This is a genomic window from Sphingomonas bacterium, assembly GCF_028292945.1.
Taxonomy (GTDB): Bacteria; Pseudomonadota; Alphaproteobacteria; order Sphingomonadales; family Sphingomonadaceae; genus Sphingomonas.
This window is the reverse complement of the sequence record NZ_JAQGLJ010000063.1, coordinates 25,307-47,803: the sequence shown is the minus strand read 5'-3', so window position 1 is coordinate 47,803 and position 22,497 is coordinate 25,307. Positions and strand designations below refer to the sequence as shown.

The window sequence follows — 22,497 nt, the reverse complement described above, 5'->3', positions numbered from 1 at the left end:
CGGGATGCGGCCGATTGGGCTAGGGCTTGCCCTGTGTCAATACGCCGCCTGCCCGAGCATCTGGTCAATCGCATCGCGGCAGGCGAAGTGGTGGAAAGACCCGCCAGCGCGTTGAAGGAACTGGTCGAGAACGCGCTGGATGCGGGCGCGACCCGCGTCGCGATCCGTCTGAGCAATGGCGGCATCGATCGGCTGGAGGTGGCGGACGACGGCTGCGGCATGACGCCGCCCGAAATGGCGCTCGCAATGGAGCGGCACGCGACCTCCAAGCTGCCTGGCGAGGCGATTGACGCCGTGACGACGCTCGGCTTTCGCGGCGAGGCGCTGCCGTCGATCGCAAGCGTCGCCCGGCTGACGATCGAGAGCCGGGTTCCGGACGGGCAGGGCTGGCGGCGCGTTGTCGACAACGGGTTGGTCACGGCAGACGAGCCGGCGGCGGTGCCGCCCGGCACGCGCGTCGTTGTCGAGGCGCTGTTTGCCCGCGTCCCGGCGCGACGCAAGTTCCTGCGGCCCGGACGATCGGAATATGCCGCCTGCCTGGACGTCGTGCGGCGACTCGCGATGGCCCGCGCGGAGGTGGGCTTTTCGGTCGAGCATGACGGGCGACGCGTACTGTCGGTGCCGGCGGGGCAGGAGCGCCCCGCGCGAGTCGCGGCGCTCACCGATCGAACGCTCGCCGACAATGCCGTGCCGGTCGATCTGGTCCGGGAGGCGATGCTGTTGGGCGGGGTCGCGGGCCTGCCGACCTTTCATCGGGGGGTAGCGGATCACCAGTATCTCTTCGTGAACGGCCGGCCGGTGAAGGACCGGCTGCTGCTCGGCGCGATTCGCGGCGCCTATGCCGAGATGATGCCGCGCGGCCGGCATGCGGTAGTGGCGCTGTTTCTGGAACTGCCGACCAGCGAGGTGGACGTGAACGTCCACCCGGCCAAGACCGAGGTCCGCTTTCGCGAGCCGCCGCTGGTGCGCGGGCTGATCGTGTCGGGCCTGCGTCGCGCGCTGGACGAGGCAGGGCATCGCGTCGTGCAAAGGCCCGTCGACGTGGCGGCGATGTTTAGAGGAAGCGACGCCACCTCGGATCGTCATGCCCGCGCAAGCGGGGATCCATCTCCGACGGGGTGGGCGACGTCGGAGGACAGCCAACAGACCAGCGCCGGGATCTGGACCCCCGCGTTGGCGGGGGTGACCGGGGTTGGCGAACGCCCGACCTTCTTCGCTCCGCCTCCGCAGGCCCGCGCGGAGGTCGCGGTGGAGCCGCTGCCGTCGACGATCGACCATCCGCTCGGGGTGGCGCGCGGGCAGGTGGCGAAGACCTATATCGTCGCAGAGGCCGCGGACGGGCTGGTGCTGGTCGATCAGCATGCGGCGCACGAACGGCTGGTGCTGGAGCGGATGCGCGTGGCGATGGCGGGTGGTCGGGTGCCGGCGCAGGCGCTGCTGATCCCCGAAGTCGTCGAGCTGGCGGAGCCGGCCTGCGATCGGCTGGAAGCGCGCGCCGGTGAGCTGGCCGAGTTCGGCCTGGAGCTCGAGCGCTTCGGCCCCCATGCGGTGTTGGTCCGCGCCACGCCTGCGGTGCTGGGAAGCGGCGATCCGACGGGCCTGGTGACAGATCTGGCGGACGAGCTGGCGTCATTCGACGAGGCGCTATCGCTGCGCGAACGGCTCGACCATGTCGGGGCGACGATGGCGTGCCACGGCTCCGTGCGAGCAGGGCGGGTGCTCGCCGTGGCGGAGATGAACGCCCTGCTGCGCGAGATGGAACGCACGCCGCGATCCGGCCAGTGCAATCACGGGCGGCCGACCTGGGTCAAGCTGGCGCACCACGACATCGAGAAGCTGTTCGGCCGGCGCTGACCGTTCAGCGTCCCAGCGAGTCGATATGCCCGCGCTCGCTTTCGGGGATCATGCCTTCCAGCACCGACCAATAGCCGCTCACCGCCTGTTGCCCCGCGCGTGCATAGGCAGCCGCTACACGCTGGCGCGCGGCCTCGAACAGGGCGCTTTCCAGCGCGGCTCCGGCAGACGTCAGGCGTAGCAGGCGCTGACGGCGGTCCGTTTCGCCCGCGCGGATCTCGACCAATCCGCGCTCCGTCAGCTCGTTCAACACGCGGCCGAGCGATTGTTTGGTGATCGCCAGCAACGCCAGCAGCGCGCTGACTGTCAGATCGGGCTTGCGGGCGACGAAATACAGCGCGCGGTGATGCGCGCGCCCCAGCCCGTGGCTGGCGAGGTCCGCGTCGCTGGCGCGCGTGAGGTGCCCGTAGGCGAAGTACAACAGCTCCATCCCGCGGCGCAGCTCGGCATCGCGCAGGAATAGGGCGGAGGCGGTATTGGGGGTGGGGGAGGGTGGGACAGCCACGTTGACCCGTCTAGCGAGCGGTCCTAGGCGGCGGCAACCCCGTTTTTTATAGGTTTGCCGCCGATGCTCGCGCCCGTTTCGTCGCCTTTCAGCTTCGAACCCAATGCCGATCCCGTGGAGTCAGGCGAGCGCGCGCGGCGGATCGCCGATCCGGGGTTCGGGCGCGTGTTCACCGATCATATGGCGGTGGTGCATTATTCGGATGCGAGAGGATGGCACCAGCCACAGGTCGTCGCGCGCGCGCCCTTGAGCATCGATCCTGCCTGCGCGGTGCTGCACTACGCGCAGGAAATTTTCGAGGGGCTGAAGGCCTATCGCCAGGAGGACGGTGGCCTGTCGCTGTTCCGTCCCGACATGAACGCGGCACGATTCCGTAGTTCGGCGCGACGGCTGGCAATGCCGGAGCTGCCGGAGACCCTTTTCGTAGCATCGCTGGAGGCGCTGATCGCGGCGGACAAGGAATGGATGCCGCCCGGCCCTGATGCTTCGATCTATCTGCGCCCCTTCATGATCGCGAGCGAGACGTTTCTGGGCGTGAAGCCGTCGGGCGAGTATCTGTACATGGTGATTGCCGCGGCATCGGGTTCTTATTGGAAGGGCGGAACACGGCCGATCTCGCTATGGGTCTCGCACGACTTCGCGCGCGCCGCGACGGGTGGAACGGGTGCCGCCAAGTGCGGCGGCAATTACGCGGCCAGCCTGGTGGCGCAGGCCGACGCGATCCGACGCGGGTGCGATCAGGTGGTGTTCCTCGACGCCGCCGAACGGCGCTGGGTGGAGGAGCTGGGTGGCATGAACATCTTCTTCGTGCAGGCTGACGGCAGCCTTCGCACACCACCGCTGACCGGCACGATCCTGCCTGGCGTGACGCGCGACTCGCTTATTCAGCTGGCGCGTGACGAGGGGCTCACCGTGCGCGAGGAGCCATATGCCATCGACCAGTGGCGTGCCGACGCCAAGGCAGGCGCAAACGCGGAGGCATTCGCCTGCGGCACGGCAGCCGTGGTGACGCCGATCGGCCGCGTGGCCGGGCCCGACTATGACTTCCAGATCGGCAATGGCGAGACCGGGCCGGTGACGGCACGGCTGCTGGAGCGGCTGACCGCGATCCAGCGCGGCCAAACCCACGACCCGCATGGCTGGCGACATGCATTGCGGTCATAGGGCCGTCATAGGGGTTTCGCGTACGGCCGCGCCGCGATAGAGCGCGCGATGCTGGTGGGGCGTAGCCAAGCGGTAAGGCAACGGCTTTTGATGCCGTGTACCGAAGGTTCGAATCCTTCCGCCCCAGCCAGCATAGCGGTCTTGCGGCGCAAGCGGAGCAAGTCTTACCCTCAGATCCTTATTCGACGCTGCGTACCGTAGACGCGCTGGCCTGGCCCGGCTCGGCAAGCGCCGCGACGAAGCTTGCTGCCCGTGTTCCAACCTCGGTCGCCGTCAGGCCGGGCGAGTAGAGGGCCGAACCCACGCCGAACCCGGCCGCCCCCACGGTCCGCCAGGGCTTCATGGCTTCTGGTGTGATCCCGCCGACGGGGACGATGCGCGTTCCTGCCGGCAGCACCGCGCGCATCGCCTTCAGCATGGCAGGTGACGCGGCCTCGGCGGGGAAGAGCTTGAGCGCTGCCGCACCGGCGGCGAGCGCGGCGAAGGCATCTGTCGGGGTGGCGATGCCGGGGAGCGCTACCAGGCCGCGTTCGGCCGCGGCGACGATCACGCGAGCGTCTGTATTCGGCGCCACGATCATCGTTCCGCCCGCTGCTTCGACGGCCGCGACGTCGTTCACCCGCAGCACCGTGCCCGCACCGATCACCGCGCGGCCCTGCAGCCGGCGGGCCAGCCGCGCTATGCTGTCCAAGGGATCGGGTGAATTCAGCGGGACCTCGATGATCGTGAAACCCGCAGAGATCAGCGCTTCGCCGATATCCTCGACCTCTGCCGGGCGAACGCCGCGCAGGATCGCGACCAGGGGGCAACGCTCGAAGGCGGCATCGAAGGCGGGGAGGTGGGTCATGGGGCGAACCTTCCGGTCTGAATTATGCCGTTAACGAACCCGGCCTGGCTGTCGACGAGTATGGCGGAGCCTCCGAGCACCTCGACCGCCGCGGCGTAAACTGCGCCAAGCACGCGATCGGCAAGCACGTGAACGACCCCGCACGGCGTCTCGTGCAGCCGCGCGGACACGTCGGCCCCGATCAACAAGTCGTTGGCGTGCGCTGCCGCGTCGGCATCGTCACGCATGCCGAGCAGGCCCGCGGCGCGGGTCGCGAACAGCCCCGCAGCGAGATCGCGCTGCGCGCCCTCGGCGACACCTTCTCGGAACGCGGGCCCGTCACGGACATCGCCGCCCAGTTGCCGCGCGAGCAGGCCATGCGTGCGCAGCATCGCGATGGTTCTCGTGTCCTGCCACGACCCACGCCTTCGCTGGCGAATACAGCTGGAGTTCCAGCGGCTGACCACCAGCCGCTATCCCGCCGTGACGATCTGGCCGTTGCTGACGGTCACCGGCCAGGGCGTCAGGTGCTGACCGATGCACGGCCCGCCGACGCACAGGCCGTCCTCGATCTGGAACAGCGCGCCGTGCCAGGAACAGGCGATCAGGTCGCCCGATGGGGTAAGATAGTCGTCCAGCACCTGCGCCATCGGGACGCCGGCGTGAGGGCAGCGATCGACATAGCCATGGACCTGCTCGCCGCGACGAACGACGAAGCCGTGGAAACGACCGGCGCGGAGCTGAAGGACATAGTTGCGGGCCTTGCCGTCGGCGATTGCATCGACCGCGCCGAGCACGACTCCAGCCGGGGTAGCATGGACGCGCACCGTCATGCGTCGGCGTCGGGCTGGCGATCTGGGTGGGCGGCGACGAAGGCGGGGTGGGCACGCGCGTGAGTGACCGCCGCCATCAACCTGGGAAACCGGCCGAGGTCGACCCGGAACCGCTCGGCGGAATAGACCTGGGGGACGAGGTGGCAGTCGGCCAGAGTCGGCGCGTCGCCATAGGCGAAGCCTCGGCCGTGGCGCGCGATCTGGTCCTCCAGAGCGGCGAAACCGGCACCGATCCAGCGCGCCGTCCAGGTGTCGATGGCCTCGCTATCGGCCCCTAACGCTCGCACGGCCTGGAGGACACGAAGGTTGTTGAGCGGATGGATGTCGCAGGCGACGGTCGCGGCCATGGCGCGGACGATCGCTCGATCGGCCGCGCTCACCGGGAGGAGCGGCGGGTGGGGATAGGCCTCCTCAAGCCATTCCAGGATCGCGGGGCTCTGGGTCAACACCTGACCGTCGTCGGTCTCGATCGCGGGGACGAGGCCCTGCGGATTGAGCGCGCGGAAGGCCGGCGAGTGCTGGCCGCCCGCGCGGAGATCGACGGAGGCCTGCTCGTAGGTGATACCCTTCAGCGCCAGCGCGATGCGGGTGCGGTAGCTCGTGCCCGAGCGCCAATAGCCGTGGAGGATCACTCCTGATCTCCCTGGGGCAGCCTTGCCTTCGCGAAACCGCTCCAGACCTCGTCATAATCGAGCTGCATGGTCGGGGTCTCGGTCGCCCACCGGGTCGGTCGGACGGGGAGGCGGGTTTCGAACATGAACGCCATCGTGCCCTCGATCCTGTGCGGTTTCAGGTCCGCCGCGACCGCCTTTTCGTAGCTCGCCTGATCGGGACCGTGACCGTTCATCTGGTTGTGGAGTGACGCGCCGCCGGGGGCGAACCCGCCTTCCTTGGCGTCGTACTGGCCTTGGATCAGCCCCATGAATTCGCTCATCACGTTGCGGTGGAACCAGGGCGGGCGGAACGTGTCGTCGGCCACCATCCAGCGCGGCGGGAAGATCACGAAGTCGCAGTTCGCGGTGCCGGGCGTGTCCGATGGCGCGGTCAGCACGGTGAAGATCGACGGATCGGGATGGTCGAACGACACGGTGTTGATCGTGTTGAAGCGCGCGAGGTCATAGCGGCAGGGCGCGAGATTGCCGTGCCAGGCGACGACATCGAAGGGCGAATGGTCGAGCGTCGTCGTCCACAAGCCGCCACCGAATTTCTGCACGACCTCGCAAGGCTCGTCGCGGTCCTCGAACCAGGCGGCGGGCGTCTCGAAGTCGCGCGGGTTGGCGAGGCCGTTGGCGCCGATCGGGCCGAGGTCGGGCAGGCGGAACAGCGCGCCGTAGTTTTCGAGCACGTAGCCGCGCGCTTCGCCATCAGGCAGCGCGATGCGAAAGCGGACCCCGCGCGGGATCAGTGCCACGTGGAGGGGGGGCACGTCGAGCCGGCCCAGCTCCGTGTCGATCAGCAGTCGGCCGTATTCGGAGACAATCAGCAGCTCGCCGTCGGCGGAGAAAAAGGCGCGGTCCATGTCCTTGGTAGCCGCGTAGAGGTGGATGCCGACGCCTTCGTTGCCACCGTAGGAGACGAGGCCATCGATCCAGTCGGTCGGCTCGGTAGGGAGCGGCAGCGGGTCCCAGCGCATGCGGTTGGGCGAGGGCGGGACCTCGTCGAACGGAGCGGAGCGCAGGTGCTTCGCGCCGGTATAGGGCGTGAAGGGCGGGTGGTTGGCGGTTGGGCGGAGGCGGTAGAGCCATGACCTGCGGTTCTCCGCGCGCGGCGCGGTGAAGGCGGTGCCGGAGAGCTGCTCGGCGTAGAGGCCGAAGGGGGTGTTCTGCGGGCTGTTGCGACCGATCGGGAGCGCGCCCGCGACGGCCTCGGTGGCGTGGTGGTTGGCGAAGCCGGGGAGGTAGGTCATGGGTTCTTCCTTCTTTCCTCTCCCGCAAGCGGGAGAGGGTGGCCGAGCCGCAGGCGAGGTCGGGTGAGGGAACGACGGGGTCGAAGGTGAGTGCGGGCCGACCCGCGTCAGACCCTCAACCTGGCAGCTCCCCTGCCTGTCCCGCTTGCGGGAGAGGGTGGAAGTCACGCATCGACCGTGATCACGCCGCGCCGGATCTGGTCGAGTTCGATGCTCTCGTACAGCGCCTGGAAGTTGCCGTTGCCGAAGCCTTCGTTGCCCTTGCGCTGGATGATCTCGAAAAAGATCGGGCCGACCATCGTTTCGGTGAAGATCTGCAGCAGCAGGCCCTCGTCGCCCGCGTCGCCGTCGATCAGGATTCGATTCTTCTTGAGGCGCTCCAGATCGTGCCCGTGGCCAGGCACGCGCTTGTCGACGAGCTCGTAATAGGTCTCGATCGTGTCCTGCAACCGCACCCCGCGCTCGCGCAGCTTCTCCACCGTGGTGAAGATGTCGTCGGTGGTAAAGGCGAGATGCTGGATGCCTTCGCCGTTGTAATCGCGGATGAACTCCTCGATCTGGCTCTTGTCGTCCTGCGACTCGTTCAGCGGGATGCGGATCGCCTTGTCCGGCGCGATCATCGCCTGGCTGAACAGGCCGGTGGCCTTGCCCTTGATGTCGAAATACTTCTGCTCCTCGAAGCCGAAGATCTGCGCGTAGAATGTCGACCAGGTGCGCATCTGGCCGCGCTTCACATTGTGCGTCAGATGATCGAGCAGGTCGAGGCCGACACTGTTGGCCTGCTCCGCCTCGGCAGCGCCGGGAACGGCGTTCCAGTCGTCATAGAGGGTTCCGGTGTCGCCGTGGCGGTCGACCAGATACAGCAGCGAGCCGCCGATGCCATCCAGCGCCGGCACGCCGTCGAGCGCCCCCGCGGCGCCAGGCTTCGCGCCGCGCTCGATCGCAGCTTCATAGGCCGCGCGCGCATCCTGAACGCGGAATGCCATCGCGCTGGCGGAAGGCCCGTGCGCCGCGCGGAAGTCGGCGGCGTGGCCGGACGGCTCGCGGTTGAGCAGCAGGTTGATGCGGCCCTGCTTGTAGCGGGTGATGGCCTTGGTCGGGTGGGTCGAGGCGGCAACGAAGCCCATCTGCTCGAACAGCTCCGCCATCTTGTCCGGATCGGGCGAGGTGAACTCGGCGAATTCGAACCCGGCCAGCCCCATCGGGTTTACGTCCATATGTTCCATGTCGGCCTCTCCAAGTCGATGCGCCGCTGGTTGCGCGGCCATGATGGTGTGTCAACGTGGGTGGGGCGACGTGAGTTGCCGCTCCGTCACCTCGGGCGAGCGAGCGGCAAGGACAACGGCCGTGATCGCGAGGTCAGCGCCCGCGGCACGATGGATCCCGCGTCGAGCCCCAGGGTCGCGCCGCTGGCCCGGGTCCGTGGGGCGCTGCTCAGTGCGAAAGCGGCAGCGTAAGCGCGAACGTCGCGCCGGCGGTCGAGGGGAGCAGCGCGATCTCCCCGCCTGCGGCATCCAGCAGCGAGCGGACGATCGGGAGGCCCAGGCCGCTGCCGCCATCGGTCCTGCGCGTCGTGAAGAACGGTTCGAAGACCCGTTCGCGGTCGGCGGGGGGAATGCCGCTGCCATCATCGGCGATACGCAGGCACACCGCACCGCCCGCCGCCGATGCGGTCACGTCGACCCGCGTCGCGCCTGCCTGACGGCTGTTCTCCACCATTGTGGTCAGCATCCGCTCCAGCGATGCGGCGGGAACGGCGACGGGGGGGAGGGGCGGCAGGTCGAGCGCGACCGCGAAGTCGGCTGTTGTGGCGGCCTTGGCGACACTCGCCGTCACCGCCGCGAGGTCGGTCGCCACCTCCGCCGGCACCGCGCTCATGTCGGCGCGGGCGAGTTCCAGCAGGCGCGTGACGAGCAGCTGAAGGCGCACCGCATCCGCGTCGGCGTTGGCGAGGAAGCGCGCGCGTTCGTGCGGTGTCATGTCATGTTCGCCGACCAGTTCCAGCGCTCCCCGGATGCCGGCGAGCGGCGTCTTGAACTCGTGGCTGACCGCATGCGCGAAGTCGCGCAGGTAGCGCGAGCGGCGATCGATCGCGGCCGCCATGAGCGCGAAGTCGCGATACAGGTCCTGGATCTCGATCGCGGCAGTCCGCGGCGGCGGGGGGACGTGCCCGCGCCCGCCCGCCACTGACCGCGTCACGGCGCTGAGCGCCTCCACCGGCCGGGCTATGCTGCGCGACAGCAACGCGGTCAGCGCCAGCAGCGTCGAGAAGATCGCCGCGATGCCCAGCGCGATCTTGCCGCCATCCTCATAGATGCCGCGGAACAGCGCGCGTGCCGAACGCGACAGCAGCACGACGCCAACGACACGGCCGTTGACCTCGATCGGGCGCGCATGGTGGACGCGGATCGCGGCGGCGCGCGATAGCCACTCGAACCAGTAGACCGCGCGATAGCTGCCGGTCCTTCGCAATACGGTCGCCGGCCGCCCGGCAAGCGCGGCGCGCACCTCCGGCAGTTCGGCATGGCTGCCGCCCGTCATCGGTCCGTCGGTGATGCGACCGTTCGCATCCAGGAGGAAGGGCGAGGCGAGCGTCACCTGCCGCGTCCGCGCGAGTACGGGCGCAAGGCGGATCGCCGTCGCTCGCGCGGCGGGCTCGGGCCGTCCGGCGAAACGCGGCTGCGGTCGCTCGGCCAGGATCGGCGTCGTGCTGAGATCGATCTGCGGCGACTCGGGCTTCAGGTCGGTCGGCGCCAGCTGCGGCTCCGGCCCCGCGCCGGGCCATACCAGCGCGGCGGAGGCGGCGAGTACGGTCGCCTGGGCCACCAGCTCCGCCTCCGTCTGGCGCACCAGCGTGTTCTCGTAGACCCGCAGGAAAACGGCGCCGATCCCCGGCAGCGCGGCGACGAAGAACAGCGTCGCGAACAGGATGGTGCGCAGCCGCAACCTCGGCCAGCGCGCCTTCAGCCACTGCTTGATGCTTTCGATCAACAGGCGCCCAGCCGATAGCCGATCCCGGCGCGGGTCTCGATCAGGTGTTCGGCCCCGACAGTGGCGAATTTGGCGCGCAGGTTGCGGATGTGACTGTCGATCGTGCGGTCGGTGATGGCGAAGCCGGGGCCGTGCAGGTGATCGATGATCGCGTCGCGGCTGAACACCTTCGCCGGTGTCGCGGCGAGCGTCCGCAGGATGGAGAATTCAGTCAGTGTCAGTGAGACGGCCTCGCCGGCCCATGCGGCGCGCCAGCCGTCTAGATCGAGCACCAGGCGGCCGTGGCTGATCGCCGGTCCGGCGCCGGAGGAGGCGACCGCCGCCGCGCGCGGGCCGGTGCGGCGGAGCACCGCCTGAACGCGCGCGACGACCTCTCGCGGGGAAAAGGGTTTCACGACGTAATCGTCCGCGCCGAGTTCGATCCCCACCACCCGGTCGATCTCGTCATCGCGGCTGGACAGGAACAGCACGGGGATATCGCCTGACGCGCGCAGACGGCGGCAGACCTCCAGCCCGTCCATGCGGGGCATGTTGATGTCGAGCACGACGAGATCGGGTTCGTGCTCCTCCACCATTCGCAGGGCCGCCTCGCCGTCATCCGCCTCGATGGTGCTCAGACCCGCCTTGCCCAGTGCGAAGACGAGGAGCTGGCGGATGTGCGGGTCGTCGTCGACTACCAGAACGGTGCGCGGCATGGGGCCGGTGATGCGCCGATGCGCGGCGAGGTCAAGGGCGGGCATGGGCAGGGCGTAACGAGGCGGGATGCAGCGCGTGCCGTCGGCGGTGTGCAGAAGTGATGCATTCGCTCTGGGTCAGGGTGAAGAAGGCTCTGGGGGCACTCCATACCCCCGCGCGACACGCCGTTCGTCGCAGCGTGTCGCCTCCAATCGCGTCGACAGCGCCACCAGCGCCGCGTCGAGGTCGTGCTTCGAGCCGCAGAGGAAGATGTCGACCGCGGCATAGTCGTGTTCGGGCCAGGTGTGGATCGAGATGTGCGATTCCGCGAGCAGAGCGACGCCGGTGACGCCCTGTCCTGCGCCGAAATGGTGAAGGCGGACATCGATCAGCGTGGCGCTCGCCGCCGCGACCGCCTCGCGCAATGCCGTGTCGACTCGCTCGAGTTCATCCAGACCCTTGCAGCCGGACAGGTCGGCGAGGAGGTGGGTGCCGGTGTACACGCGCCCGCTCTAGACCAGCGTCGAGCCGTAAGCGACGCCCAGCAGCGCCATCGCGTCCTCCGCCGCGCGCGTGCCGCGCCAATGCGCTTCCTCGAAGATCGACAAGCCGCTGTAATCCGAATGTGCGAAGAACAACGGCGGCCGGGCCTGCGCCGCCGCAGCGCGGGCACCGCCGAAGAAGTAGCCGGGAACGGGGCGGACCATCGCATGGCCCCAGCGCCATACGTCGATGCGGCGGATCGCGTCGGCAAGATCCGGGTTGGTGAGCAGCAGGTCGTCGCGGACCATCGCCTGCCAATGCTCCAGCGGCCGCGCGATCAGCTCGCGCCGGGCAGCGCCGGGGTCCATGTCCGACAGCGGCAGATACCAGGTCAGCACCGTCGGGCCAGGCGTGGCGCTCAAGCCCTGATGACCCGCGACGACATAACCGAGGCTGCGGCTGGTCCAGCTGACATTGTCCCAGGCGAGCTGCGCACCGGGGCCCGCGGGAGGGCGATCGACGGTGACGTTCGCGACCAGCCAGGGGGCGTAGTCGAAGCCGTGCGCCTTGCCGGCCCCGACCAGGCGCGCGGCGACGAAATGCGGCGTGGCGAGGATCGCCGCGTCGGCATGCGTGCGGACGACGGAACCATCACCGCGCAGGCTGTCGATCGTCACACCGGCCGGGGTGCGCTCCACGCGGAAGGCGAGCCGGTCCCCGACGATGTGCTCCCGCAGCCGGGCCGCCATGCGGCCGACGAGGTGCCCGTTGCCTTCGGGCCAGGTCAGCACCGCGTCGCCATCGACATTGGCCGCCGCGCCCCGTCTGCCGGCGTAGTAATGGATGCCCGCCCAGGCGGAGGTGTGCTGCGGCTCGGTGCCGTAATCGTCGCGGCAACCATATCGAATGTGCGCGTGGAGCACCGGCGAGCGCCAGCCCTGCGCGTGCAGCCAGTCGGTGAAGCTGAGCCGGTCGAGCGCGAGCAGGTCCGCGTCGCGGCTGCTGCCCTCCATCGGGATCGAAAAGGCGGGGCGGCCGTCGGCACCTATGCGCGTGCGGTAGACCTGCATGGCGGCGAAAAACGCGTCGAGGTCGTGGCGATCCTGCGGCGTCAGGCCGACCGCAGGCACCAACCCTTCCTGCCAGCGGCCGAGGTGAAGCAGGCGTTCGTCCGGGTCGGCGACGACGGCGTAGGGATCGAACACCGGCTTGCCGCCCTCCCAGCCGGTGACGATGCCGAGCCGCTCCAGCAGGCGCAGCACGCCCTTTGCTTCCGGATTGGGGACGGGAAGATAGTGCGCCCCGAGGGGAAAGGCCGAGACCGCGTTGCGCCCGGCACGCGCGTTGCCGCCAGCGCGGTCTTCCAGTTCGAGCAGGCGGAACTCGACGCCGGCATCGGCGAGCGCCCAGGCGGCGGACAAACCCGCGACGCCTCCACCGACGATCGCGACGCTGGTGCGTTCGGTGCTGGTGGCGGCAGGGAAGCTGGCACCGCGAAGCCTATGTCCGCGCGCGACATCCGCGCCACCGAGCGTGCCGGGGATCCGTCGATCCCTACCGCTCAGTGCGAGCGCGCTCGCGCCCACGGCGGAGATGCCCGCGGCGGCGGCAATGAAGGTGCGGCGATCGGGCACGATCAACCCTCTCCCGCTCTCGGGAGAGGGACAGGCTGCGAAGCTGCCACGGTGAGGGCCTGAAGCGGGTTGCAAGCGACGAGGCTCTCCATTCGCGTCGTGCCCTCACCCTGCCGCCTGCGGCGGCTGTCCCGCTCCCGCCTGCGGCGGCTGTCCCGCTCCCGCTTGCGGGAGAGGGCTGGAAGCTGCGACTGCCTCACCCTTCGACCTTTGCCCATTCGGCCTCGAAGGTTCGGACGAGGACCTGATTGTCCAGGCGATTCACCGGGGTGGCGCGCCGCGCCATGTCGGGTGGGAAGTAGAAGGCGAGACGGTCGCTTTCAGGGGTCATGAAGCGCAGCCCAGCCGGGAGCGCCCGAGCGGCCGGCAAGGGGCCCAGCGAGGCGAGCACGAAACCCCATTCGCCGAAGCTCGGCACAAGCGCATGATAGCCCTGTGCGCGCAGACCAGCGGCTTCGAGTGTGGACGAGACGGTCCAGTAGGCGTTGGGGGCGGCAAGCGGCGAGGTGCTCTGAATGCTCGCCACCCCACCCGGCGCCAGCGCGCGCGCGAGTTCGCGGTAGAAGGTGACGGTGTAGAGCTTGCCGATCGAAAAGCTGCTCGGATCGGGAAAATCGACCAGTATCGCGTCGAATTTCCGCCGGTTGCCGCGCATCCAACGAAAGGCGTCGGCGTTGACGACCCTGACCTTGGGCGAGGACAGCGCTTCGCCGTTGAGGCTGCTCAACATGCCGGACGCGGTGAACAGCTGGGTCATCGCCGGGTCGAGATCGACCAGCGTCACCGAACTGACCTGCTGGTGGCGCAGCACTTCGCGCACCGCCAATCCGTCACCGCCGCCGAGCACGAGAACGTCGCGAGGATTTGCGACCCGGCTGAGCGCGGGGTGCACCAGCGCCTCGTGGTAGCGATACTCGTCGCGGCTGGAGAATTGCAGGTTGCCGTTGAGGTACAGGCGAAGATCGTCGGCGCGTTTGGTCAGGACGATGCGCTGGTACGGGGTGGATTTCGCATAGAGGATGGTGTCGCCATAGGCCGCCACCTCGGCCGCGCGCTCGACGCGCTCTGCACCGAAGAAGCCGGCGATCAGCGCGGCACTGACCAGGATCGCGGCCCACAGCTCGCCGCGCAAGCGCTTGTCGGGCAGCATCAGGATCAGCGCAATCGCAACCGCGACGTTGAAGAAGCCGAACAGGAAGCCGGTGCGGATCAGCCCCAGATGCGGCACGAGCAGCAGCGGGAAGAGCAGCGACGCCGCCAGCGCGCCGATATAATCAAAGGTCAGCACCTTTGCGACGAGGTCGCCGAACTCCAGCCGACCTTCGAGAATGCGCATCAGCAGGGGGATTTCGAGGCCGACCAGCGCGCCGATGACGAGCACCAGGCCGTAGAGTGGCAGCCGGAAATCATCGACGCGGTCGAACAGCAGGAACAGCACCGCCGCCGACGCGCCGCCGATCGCGGCGATCAGCACCTCGACGCGGACGAACACGCGCAGTTCGTCGCGTCGGACGTAACGCGAGCACCACGAACCGATCCCCATCGCGAACAGGTAGGTGCCGATCACGGTCGAGAACTGCGTGACGCTGTCGCCGAGCAGATAGGAGGCGAGCGTGCCCGCGAGCAGTTCGTACACCAGCCCGCAGGTGGCGACGACGAAGGCCGAGAGCAGGAGCGCCCAGCCGGTGCGGGTTTCGATAGCGGGGCCTGTGGGCGTCGTCACGTGCAGCAGGCAGCCCTCTCCCGCCCGCGCGGGAGAGGAGGGGCCCAACGCGACGCGGTGGGAGGTGAGGGCCTGTCTTCTTCTTCGCCGACCCAGAAGAAGACTCTCACCGCTGCGACTAAGTGCCTGCTGGCGCAGTCACTAAGTCTCATTCCTCTCCCCCGAGAGCGGGAGAGGGCCGCACATAGCGATCGTTGGGTCATGCTACCCCTGTATCGCGGCCGAGATGATCAATGCGATGGCGATCGCCATGCCCGCGGCGAGGATCGCGATCGCCTGGTTGCCGCGGCAGATTTCGCCCCACAGGTCGGCGGGCGCGATCTTGTCCCACACCCAAAAGCCGACGGCCAGGATGGCGATGCCGACGCCGGCATAGACGACCGTCGCCAGCAGGACGTTGGCGGACAGCAGCCCGGTGGTGGTGACCCCGGTGGTGGCCGCGGCAAGCGTGTAAAGCATCTCAAATCCCCTATTTGTGCTGCGGACCGGCGCGACCCCCGCCGGCGTAGAAGAAGCCCCCGCCGCCGCCGACGCCACTGCCCGCGCGCGCGAAGGGCGAGTAGCCGCTGCGCGCGGCGAGGAAGTAGAGCGCGACAACGCCCAGGCAGAACAGTGCGAAGATCAGTCCCGAACGGCTCATTCGTCGTCATCCTCATCGTCGCTGCCGGCGTGCATCACCGGCGCCATGCGGCGGTGTTCGAAGCTCGCGTGACGTCCCCACGCGATCAGCGGCCAGATCAGCAACGCCAGCAGCGCCAGGAAGAACGGTCCCGCGAAGCCGCCGCCGCGATCCACGGTAACGGTGACGGGCACCCGGTCGCCTAGCGGGGCGACCGGCTCCGCCGTACCGAAGATGCCGGTGACGGGTGCGGGCGCCGCGGGGTCGATCCACTTGTTGGCCTTGGCCTCGACGACCAGGTCATAGGTGCCGCGCGGAATGGCGGCGAAGCCGGTGTCGGGCGATGGGTCGCCCTCGCTCCACGCCCCGTCCGAGTCGCGGCCGCGATACGTTTCGGCAACCGCAGTGGCTGCATAAGCCTGCTGCGTCCGGCGGTTGACGAGCGAATAATCCAGATCAAGCCACTGATTGTCGAGCGCGAAGGAGGCGCCTCGTACGCGCACCCGTTCTCGCGCCGACGGTATCTCGATCGGGCCAAGCACCGCGGTCTGCGGCGGGCCGTCCTGGGGGATCAACAACTGGCGCTGCAGGATCCGCGACGAGCCGCCGGTGCCGATCGCGATGACGAGGCAGGCGGCGAGCGCCAGCGCGCCGATCAGCAGCGCGTCGCGCATGGCCTTGCGATAGGGCGAGGGCTCGTGCGGAGCGGGCGTGCCGCGATAGCTTTTCACGCGCGGTTCGAGCCCAAAGGCGCGCTCGGCGACGCCCCAGTCCTGCATCTCCAGCGCGGTCCAGGTGCGTTCGCGCCCGCTTTCCTCGCACGCGAGCATGGTGCCGGAGCGGACGAAGTCGGTCTCGTTGACGGTCTCGCCGACCGCGACGCGCCAGTAGAACTCGCCGACGACGAAGACGACGCGCACGGGATAGGTCGTGCCGAAATGCTTGAACTCGCGTCCATCCAGCGTCAGCCCGGCACCGGAATGATCGGGCATGGCGGCGAGCAGCCGGCCAAGGCTGAAGCGACGGCCATCATCGGTCAGGAAGGCGTAGCCCTCGTAAGGGTTGAACAGCAGGTACTCGCCCCACGCGACCTCCCCGTCGGTGCGTTCCTGATACCCCACGACCTCCCACGCCACACCCGCCAGCGTGCCGCGCGTGCCCAGCGCGATCTCCGGCCGCCGCATCGCGACATCGGCCTGCGCGATGAGCTGAAGATCGGGACGGGTCGCGTCGAGCGTCGAGCCGCAATGCTCGCAGACGATGCTGACCGTGTTGCCCGCCGCGCGCAACGCGATGGTGCCGCCGCAATTCGGGCAGTTCAGCGCCTGCACGGTGGAGGAGGGGCGCTCTTTCGTGAGGGTGTCAGCCACGGCCACCTCCGCCGGCCCTGGTGTGCATCCTTCTCAAGCCGCGAACTTCGGCTTGGGCCAGCCGTCGAAATCGCGCAGACCGGTCGCCGCGATCTCCGCCAGTGTCACATATCGTCCCGCATACGCCGACACGACGCCGCCGTCGTTCTGCAGCGACGCGGCGCGGCCATCGGGGCGCATCAGGTCGATGGAGATCGCCACCGTGCCGATCGGCGTGGGGAAGGGGATCTCGCCCTCCGAACCAACGCAGTCGACCGGCTGGACGTCGTTGACCACGTAATCGAGCCCGGCGATCGTCGCGGTCATGCCCGGCTCGACCAGCATGCCGCCCGCGAGCCGCGCCACCGCCTGGCCGTCGAACACCGAAGCCTCGACCTCGCGCAACAGCATGAAACGCCCGGACGCCTCACTCAGCCACCCATAGCTGCCGTCGCCGAACATCACGCACCACTCGTTCCACGCGCCGTCCGCCCAGCGCCAGCGGACGCGGCCGACGATTTCGAACCCCTGCTCCCCGTCGCGCCCGCGCACGCCGAGCTGAAGGGGACTGACGTCCTCCGGCACTTCGGCGACCTTGCCGGCCAACGCCAGCGTCGCCCCGTCGCGCACCACGACCGAACGGCACGAGTCGCAGACCTTCACCGCCAGATTGGCAGAGCGAAAGCTCAGCGCCGCGCCGCAATTAGGACAGTTGGTGTCGAGCATCAGCCCATCTTGTCCAGCCACGCCGCCTTTTTGATGTCGAACTCTCCTTGCGTGATCGCACCCATCGTCAACAGCTTGTGCAGCTTCTCGATCTGCGCGAACGCATCCTCACTGGAGACCGGGGCGGCGGTCAGCGCCGCCTGGGGCGCAGCGGCCGCGCCTGCCATCTGCGCCCCCATGGTTTGACCGATCGCCATGCCGGCGCCCATGCCAGCCATGCCGCCGCTCGCCGCAGCCGCCTCGTCGATCGAATCGGCGGTCTGGAAGCGGGTGTACTGGTTCAGGTCGCCGACGACGCGCATCGAGCTGGCCTTGTCGAGATATTCCTGCACGTTCTCCGGCAGCGACACGCTTTCGACATAGAAGGTCGTGCACTTCAGCCCCCATTGCTCGAACGCGGGGGCGACGCTCGCGAGCAGTCGTTCGCCCATCGCCTGCTGATCGCCCGCAATGTCGAGGAATGCGACCTCGCCCTTACCCAGCGAGGACGCAATGGCGGTGTTGATCACCGATTTCAGCTGTGGTTCGACGTCATGGACCGTCAGCCGCTCCAGCGTGCCCATCAGCTTGGCGGCGAACACCGCGACGTCATCAACGCGGAACGAATAGGTGCCGAACGCGCGGATGCGCAGCGGCCCGAACTCCTTGTCGCGGACGGTGATCGGCTGGGGAGTGCCCCATTTCAACCCCGTCTGCTCCTTCGTCGTGAAGTAATAGACGTCGGCCTTGTACGGCGACTTGAAGCCCGTCTGCCAACTGCGCAGCGACGTCAGCATCGGCAGGTTGGCGGTGTCGAGCGTGTGCATGCCCGGACGAAACGAGTCCGCAACGCGCCCCTCGTCGTAGAACAACGCCAGCTGCCCGTCGCGCACCGTCAGCTGCGCGCCGTTCTGGATCTCCCGGTCGGCCATTGGATAGCGCAGCGCCAGATCACCCGGCTGCTCCGTCCAGTCGATGACGTCGACCATCTGCTTGGACAGGAAATCGAAGATGCCCATCGCGCTGCTCCTGCGTGTTCGAAGGTGTTATGCGCCGGTAGGTCACCGCCGCGCAAGAAGCGAAGTGTACAAGTGCCGGCAATCGTCGGTTCCCGGCGGAGGCCGCGACCCAGCTAAGAGCCGGGGACCAGCGCGTGGTGCCCGGTCGCCGGCGCGGCCGACGGGGCCCTGGTTTCAGCCGGGGAGGAAGGGGGCGCGGAAGACGATGCCCTACGCCAGACCTAGTGCATGACCTGCGCGGAGAACCGCTCCATTTCCTCCAGCTGCGGACTCATCTGCAGCAGGAGCAGGTCCAGACCCGCTGCCTCGTATTCCGCAATACGTTCCTTCAGCTGCTCGGGCGTGCCGACCAGGTTGGGGCGCAGGCCGCGGTTCGAGACGCTGTACTCCTGCACCTTCAGCTCGCGTTCCAGCTGCGTGCCCGACAGCCACTGATCGAAGTTGGCGTAGCCGGCGGGGAGCACGTCGACCGTGGTGATCCGTTCCAGCTCGCGCTTCGCCTCGGCCTCGGAGTCGCGGACGATCGCATAGGCGGCCATGCCGTACTGCATCGGCGGCCCGCCCGCCGCCTCGCGCTGCGCCGCCATGTCCGCGATCTTGGGCGCGATCGCCTCGGCGGGATCGCCGTGCATGACATAGGCGTCGCACTGCGCGACGATCATCGCCTTGGCCTTGTCGCTCTCGCCGCCGGCATAGACGGTCGGGCGCTTGGCGGGTTTGGGCGAACAGATCGCGTCCTGCGTCTGGTAAAACCGCCCGTCGAAGCTGAACCGCTCCTGCGTCCACAGCCCATCGACCACGTCCAGCCATTCGGACGTGCGTGCGTAGCGGTCGTCGTGCTGATCGAACTGCAGGCCGTATTGCTTCGCCTCGTCCGCCCACCAGGAGCTGACGACGTTGAGCGCCAGTCGGCCGCCGGCGATGCGGTCGATGTTCGCCGCCGCCTTGGCGAACAGCGCCGGGTGGTGGAAGTTGGGGCGAACCGCGACCATCAGCTCCAGTGTCTCGGTCACGGCAGCGAGCGCGGCCGCGGTGCTCCACGCGTCGAGCGCCGGCTGCTCGACACCCTTGATGTCGTTGAGGTTGAGCTCGGCGATCAGGCTGAGGTCATAGCCCCAGCGTTCGGACGCCTGCGCGATCCGCTTGGCATAGTCCCACGTCGCCTCCATGCCCTCGTCGGGAACGTTGCGCAGCCAGCCACCGAAGACGGGCATCCAATATCCGAAGCGCATCAGCGGGCCTTCTCGATTTCGGTGACGAGGTAATCGACCAGCCGGTCGTGCGGGTCCCAGCCGAGCACGTCCAGCGGCTTCGCCACGAAGTTGGACAAGGCGTTGATGTCGTAGAAGCGGGCCACGCCGTCGCGGTCGTCGATCATCACCTCGACCCCGCCGACGTCCAGGTTCATCGCCCGCGCGATCGCCTCGGCGGCTTCGACCATCACCGGCGCGGGTTGCACGGCGCGCATCGAGATACCGGAACCCTCGACGCAGGCGTCGGCCGGACAGAGGTCGAACGCGCCGCCGCCCGCAACCTCGATCGCGTAGAGGAAGCGGCGGTCCAGCGTCTCGATGCGGGTGATCGCGCCATCGCGAACAGGCACGAAGTCTTGCACGAGCAGCACGCCGTCGACGCTGGTCGGCAGTTCGCGCGCCTCGACCGCCCAGCGCAGCTCGGCCATGTTGTCGAAGCGCGTGATGCCCGCGCCGGAGCCGCCGATGTTGGCCTTGACGACCAGCGGAAAGCCGACCTGTTCCGCCGCCCTCGGCACGTCGGCGGCGCGATGGACGACGCGGGTCGCGGGGATGGCAAGGCCCAGGCCGGCGATCAGCGACAGCTGGCGTGCCTTGGATGCGTCGATCGCCAGCACGTCAGCGCCGTTGACCACGCGCGCGCCGGTGCCCTGCCAATGATCGAGCAGCGCCATTGTGTGAAATATCGGGTGTTCGTCGCTGCGTAGGAAGCTCGACATCGCGATGCGGTTCAACACGACGCGAGAGGGTGGTGCGCGACCGGCAGGATCCCAGTCGCCGTCCGGCCGCAACGGCACGTAGTCGATGCCGCGCCGATCGAGCGCGGCGAAGAGCGGGCGGAACCACTCGGGATGTTCGAACAGCACGGCAAGGTCGGGCATGAAACTAGCCCTGCCATGCGTCGGCGTCCTCAACCAGCCGCTTTTCGTGTCCCGCCGCGCCTAGGCCAAGTGGCCGATGCCGCTGGCGCCATGTCCAGTCCCGCACGAGACGAATGTCGCTGCGGGCTGCCTGCATATGGTGACGACCAGCCTACGGACGGGTTTGACTACGCGAGCCGTACAAGCCTACCAATCACACCAGCGGGGAGACTCGCTAGAACAGGGTCGGGGCAACGACGTCACGAGCGGCCAGGGGACGGGCCGGGACGACGTTGTCGACACAGGGGGAATACCATGAGCAGGCAATTGCGCCTTGGTCTCGTTGGATCGCTGACGCTCGCGTCGGTGTGGCCGACCATGGCCGCCGCGCAGACGGTCACGCCGCAAGGGCAGCCGCTGCCCTCGCGTGAAGAAATCACGCCGCCAACGCCAGCTACGCGCCCACCCGGGGCGACGGCCAACGTCGATTCGCGCGCAGCACTGGCGCAGGCGGCATGTCCGTTCGAGGGCTCGCCAGTTCGGTTGCAGCTGAACGCGGTGCGCTTCAACCGGCCGGACGGCAGCCCATTGCAGCCGTCGATCGCCGAAACGCTGGCTGACGTGACCACCCCTACCGGCGATCAGCCGATCCGCGTGGTGTGCGACATCCGCGACCAGGCCAACGCGGCGCTACGCCGCGACGGCTGGGTCGCGTCCGTTCAGATCCCGGCGCAGAGCATCGACGGCGGCGAGCTGCAGCTGCAGGTTGTCACCGCCCGCATCACCGAGGTCCGTGTCCGGGGCACGCCGGGTCCGTACCGCGCCGCGCTGGAAGCCCGCCTCGACGAGCTGCGCTCGCTCGATCCACTCAACGAGCGCGACGCGGAACGGGCGCTGCTGCTCGCGGGCGACGTGCCGGGGCTGGACGTGCAGTTGTCGTTGCGGCCGGCGGGTACGCAGCCCGGCGACGTGATCGGCGACCTGCTGATCACCTACCGCCCGTTCGCCCTGCTGGCCAACGCGCAGAACTATAACAGCCGCGCACTGGGGCGCGAGGTCGTCTATGTACGCGGCGAGCTGTACGGGCTGACTGGCATGCAGGACGTGACCTATCTGGGTGCGTCCTCCACGGTCGACTTCGACGAACAGAAGATCGTTCAGGCGGGCCATACCTTCGGCCTCGGGCTGCAGGGCGTATCGTTCGGACCGCGCATCATCTATGCCTGGTCCAAGCCGGATCTGGGCGCACTGGTGCTCGAGACGGAGACGCTGATCGCCGGCTTCGACCTGGTCGCGCCGATCAAGCGGTCGCTCAACCAGAACCTGCGGGTCGGGTTCGGCTTCGACTATGTCGATCAGGAGACCACCGTGTCGACCGGCACGGGCGCGGCTGTGCCGCTCAACCTCGACAAGCTGCGCGTCCTGTTCACGCGGCTGTCGGGCGATGTGGCCGGGCGGCGCGACGACGGCTCGATCTTCTATCAGCTGCGCGGCGGCATCGAGCTGCGCAAGGGGCTGAACATCTTTGACGCGACGCCCGTCGGGCTGTTCGCCGGCACGGGCGCGCTGCCCAGCCGCGTCAACGGCAACAGCCGTGCCACCCTGGTGCGCTTCGACGCCGATGCGACGATCGCGCTCAACCGCATCTTCTCGATCTCCGGCTCGGCGCGGGGTCAATATACCGACCAGCCGCTGTTGAATTTCGAGGAGTTCAGCCTCGGCAACCTGACCATCGGCCGGGGCTATGATCCAGGCGCCAACAGCGGCGATCGCGCGATCGGCATCAGGGGCGAGCTGGGCGTGCAGCTGCCGCTCAAGACCTCCTACGTCTCGGCGCAGCTGTTCGGCTTCTACGACTCGGTGTGGCTGACCAACCTCGATCGCAACGCGACGGAGGTGGATCGCAACCTGCGCTCCTATGGTGCGGGGCTGCGGATGCAGGTCGCCAATCAGGTCCAGCTGGAAGTGATGTACGCCCACCCGCGCGACCGCGCCCTGTCGATCGATGCGGCGCCGCCACCCGATCGCGTGCTGGTCTCGCTGACCGCCAAGTTCGACGCCCGCGCTCGCTGACGCTGTAAGAATACCGGGAGAGTAA

At 68.5% G+C, this 22,497-nt stretch carries 22 protein-coding genes and 1 tRNA gene; 4 read left to right on the top strand and 19 right to left on the bottom strand.

Annotated features, from left to right (window positions below; translation table 11 throughout):
• Nucleotides 1-33: 33 nt before the first annotated feature.
• The gene (gene mutL, locus JWN21_RS07945) at nucleotides 34-1,854 is read left to right on the top strand and encodes a DNA mismatch repair endonuclease MutL (protein ID WP_299648059.1); all 1,821 of its coding nucleotides are present in this window, start codon (nucleotides 34-36) and stop codon (nucleotides 1,852-1,854) included.
• A gap of 4 nt (nucleotides 1,855-1,858) precedes the next feature.
• Here the strand turns inward: mutL and JWN21_RS07940 are convergent, their stop codons facing one another.
• The gene (locus tag JWN21_RS07940) at nucleotides 1,859-2,284 is read right to left on the bottom strand and encodes a MarR family transcriptional regulator (protein ID WP_299648074.1); all 426 of its coding nucleotides are present in this window, start codon (nucleotides 2,282-2,284) and stop codon (nucleotides 1,859-1,861) included.
• 138 nt (nucleotides 2,285-2,422) lie between these two features.
• Between JWN21_RS07940 and JWN21_RS07935 the strand changes: the two genes are divergently transcribed.
• Together JWN21_RS07935 and JWN21_RS07930 are read left to right on the top strand one after the other, a co-directional pair.
• Nucleotides 2,423-3,523 (top strand): branched-chain amino acid aminotransferase, encoded by a 1,101-nt coding sequence (locus JWN21_RS07935; RefSeq protein WP_299648056.1) that lies wholly within the window; start codon nucleotides 2,423-2,425, stop codon nucleotides 3,521-3,523.
• Nucleotides 3,524-3,578: 55 nt separating this feature from the next.
• Nucleotides 3,579-3,653 (top strand) — tRNA-Gln (locus tag JWN21_RS07930).
• A 48-nt stretch (nucleotides 3,654-3,701) separates the two neighbouring features.
• Here JWN21_RS07930 and JWN21_RS07925 read toward each other — a convergent pair.
• The 18 genes from JWN21_RS07925 to JWN21_RS07840 form a co-directional block, all read right to left on the bottom strand.
• On the bottom strand, nucleotides 3,702-4,370 hold the full coding sequence (locus tag JWN21_RS07925; RefSeq protein WP_299648053.1) for a 2-dehydro-3-deoxy-6-phosphogalactonate aldolase: 669 nt from the start codon (nucleotides 4,368-4,370) through the stop codon (nucleotides 3,702-3,704).
• A complete protein-coding gene (locus JWN21_RS07920; RefSeq protein ID WP_299648050.1) occupies nucleotides 4,367-4,741 on the bottom strand; it encodes a 2-dehydro-3-deoxygalactonokinase in 375 nt (124 codons plus the stop codon). The genes JWN21_RS07925 and JWN21_RS07920 overlap by 4 nt, the downstream gene beginning before the upstream one ends.
• Nucleotides 4,742-4,822: 81 nt before the next feature.
• Nucleotides 4,823-5,182: a Rieske (2Fe-2S) protein gene (locus tag JWN21_RS07915; protein ID WP_299648047.1), complete on the bottom strand. Its 360-nt coding sequence runs from the start codon at nucleotides 5,180-5,182 to the stop codon at nucleotides 4,823-4,825.
• Nucleotides 5,179-5,814 carry a maleylacetoacetate isomerase gene (maiA, locus tag JWN21_RS07910; protein WP_299648044.1) on the bottom strand — a complete coding sequence of 212 codons (636 nt, stop codon included), beginning with the start codon at nucleotides 5,812-5,814 and terminating at the stop codon, nucleotides 5,179-5,181. The genes JWN21_RS07915 and maiA overlap by 4 nt, the downstream gene beginning before the upstream one ends.
• Nucleotides 5,811-7,088, bottom strand: coding sequence for a homogentisate 1,2-dioxygenase (gene hmgA, locus JWN21_RS07905; protein ID WP_299648041.1), 1,278 nt, complete (start codon nucleotides 7,086-7,088; stop codon nucleotides 5,811-5,813). Before hmgA ends, maiA begins: the two co-directional genes overlap by 4 nt.
• 164 nt (nucleotides 7,089-7,252) lie before the next feature.
• Nucleotides 7,253-8,314, bottom strand: a complete 1,062-nt coding sequence (hppD, locus tag JWN21_RS07900; RefSeq protein ID WP_299648038.1) for a 4-hydroxyphenylpyruvate dioxygenase — start codon at nucleotides 8,312-8,314, stop codon at nucleotides 7,253-7,255.
• Nucleotides 8,315-8,522: 208 nt separating this feature from the next.
• Complete coding sequence (locus JWN21_RS07895) at nucleotides 8,523-10,079, bottom strand: HAMP domain-containing sensor histidine kinase (RefSeq protein WP_299648035.1); 1,557 nt, start codon at nucleotides 10,077-10,079, stop codon at nucleotides 8,523-8,525.
• Complete coding sequence (locus JWN21_RS07890) at nucleotides 10,076-10,774, bottom strand: response regulator transcription factor (RefSeq protein WP_299648032.1); 699 nt, start codon at nucleotides 10,772-10,774, stop codon at nucleotides 10,076-10,078. Before JWN21_RS07890 ends, JWN21_RS07895 begins: the two co-directional genes overlap by 4 nt.
• Before the next feature lie 117 nt (nucleotides 10,775-10,891).
• The gene (speD, locus tag JWN21_RS07885; protein ID WP_299648029.1) at nucleotides 10,892-11,257 is read right to left on the bottom strand and encodes an adenosylmethionine decarboxylase; all 366 of its coding nucleotides are present in this window, start codon (nucleotides 11,255-11,257) and stop codon (nucleotides 10,892-10,894) included.
• Nucleotides 11,258-11,266: 9 nt separating this feature from the next.
• Nucleotides 11,267-12,871: an FAD-dependent oxidoreductase gene (locus JWN21_RS07880; RefSeq protein ID WP_299648026.1), complete on the bottom strand. Its 1,605-nt coding sequence runs from the start codon at nucleotides 12,869-12,871 to the stop codon at nucleotides 11,267-11,269.
• A gap of 196 nt (nucleotides 12,872-13,067) precedes the next feature.
• Nucleotides 13,068-14,594, bottom strand: coding sequence for a polyamine aminopropyltransferase (locus tag JWN21_RS07875; RefSeq protein ID WP_299648023.1), 1,527 nt, complete (start codon nucleotides 14,592-14,594; stop codon nucleotides 13,068-13,070).
• A gap of 204 nt (nucleotides 14,595-14,798) precedes the next feature.
• A complete protein-coding gene (locus tag JWN21_RS07870) occupies nucleotides 14,799-15,053 on the bottom strand; it encodes a DUF350 domain-containing protein (RefSeq protein ID WP_299648021.1) in 255 nt (84 codons plus the stop codon).
• A 10-nt stretch (nucleotides 15,054-15,063) separates the two neighbouring features.
• Complete coding sequence (locus JWN21_RS07865; protein ID WP_299648018.1) at nucleotides 15,064-15,234, bottom strand: hypothetical protein; 171 nt, start codon at nucleotides 15,232-15,234, stop codon at nucleotides 15,064-15,066.
• Complete coding sequence (locus tag JWN21_RS07860; RefSeq protein ID WP_299648015.1) at nucleotides 15,231-16,583, bottom strand: DUF4178 domain-containing protein; 1,353 nt, start codon at nucleotides 16,581-16,583, stop codon at nucleotides 15,231-15,233. The genes JWN21_RS07865 and JWN21_RS07860 overlap by 4 nt, the downstream gene beginning before the upstream one ends.
• Nucleotides 16,584-16,616: 33 nt before the next feature.
• Nucleotides 16,617-17,288, bottom strand: coding sequence for a DUF4178 domain-containing protein (locus tag JWN21_RS07855; RefSeq protein ID WP_299648012.1), 672 nt, complete (start codon nucleotides 17,286-17,288; stop codon nucleotides 16,617-16,619).
• The gene (locus tag JWN21_RS07850) at nucleotides 17,288-18,286 is read right to left on the bottom strand and encodes an SPFH domain-containing protein (protein WP_299648009.1); all 999 of its coding nucleotides are present in this window, start codon (nucleotides 18,284-18,286) and stop codon (nucleotides 17,288-17,290) included. The genes JWN21_RS07855 and JWN21_RS07850 overlap by 1 nt, the downstream gene beginning before the upstream one ends.
• A gap of 221 nt (nucleotides 18,287-18,507) precedes the next feature.
• On the bottom strand, nucleotides 18,508-19,518 hold the full coding sequence (locus JWN21_RS07845; RefSeq protein WP_299648007.1) for an LLM class flavin-dependent oxidoreductase: 1,011 nt from the start codon (nucleotides 19,516-19,518) through the stop codon (nucleotides 18,508-18,510).
• Nucleotides 19,518-20,420, bottom strand: coding sequence for an alpha-L-glutamate ligase (locus JWN21_RS07840; protein WP_299648004.1), 903 nt, complete (start codon nucleotides 20,418-20,420; stop codon nucleotides 19,518-19,520). Before JWN21_RS07840 ends, JWN21_RS07845 begins: the two co-directional genes overlap by 1 nt.
• Nucleotides 20,421-20,714: 294 nt before the next feature.
• Here JWN21_RS07840 and JWN21_RS07835 point away from each other — a divergent pair, with 294 nt between their 5' ends.
• Nucleotides 20,715-22,472, top strand: a complete 1,758-nt coding sequence (locus tag JWN21_RS07835) for a ShlB/FhaC/HecB family hemolysin secretion/activation protein (RefSeq protein WP_299648001.1) — start codon at nucleotides 20,715-20,717, stop codon at nucleotides 22,470-22,472.
• Nucleotides 22,473-22,497: the final 25 nt, after the last annotated feature.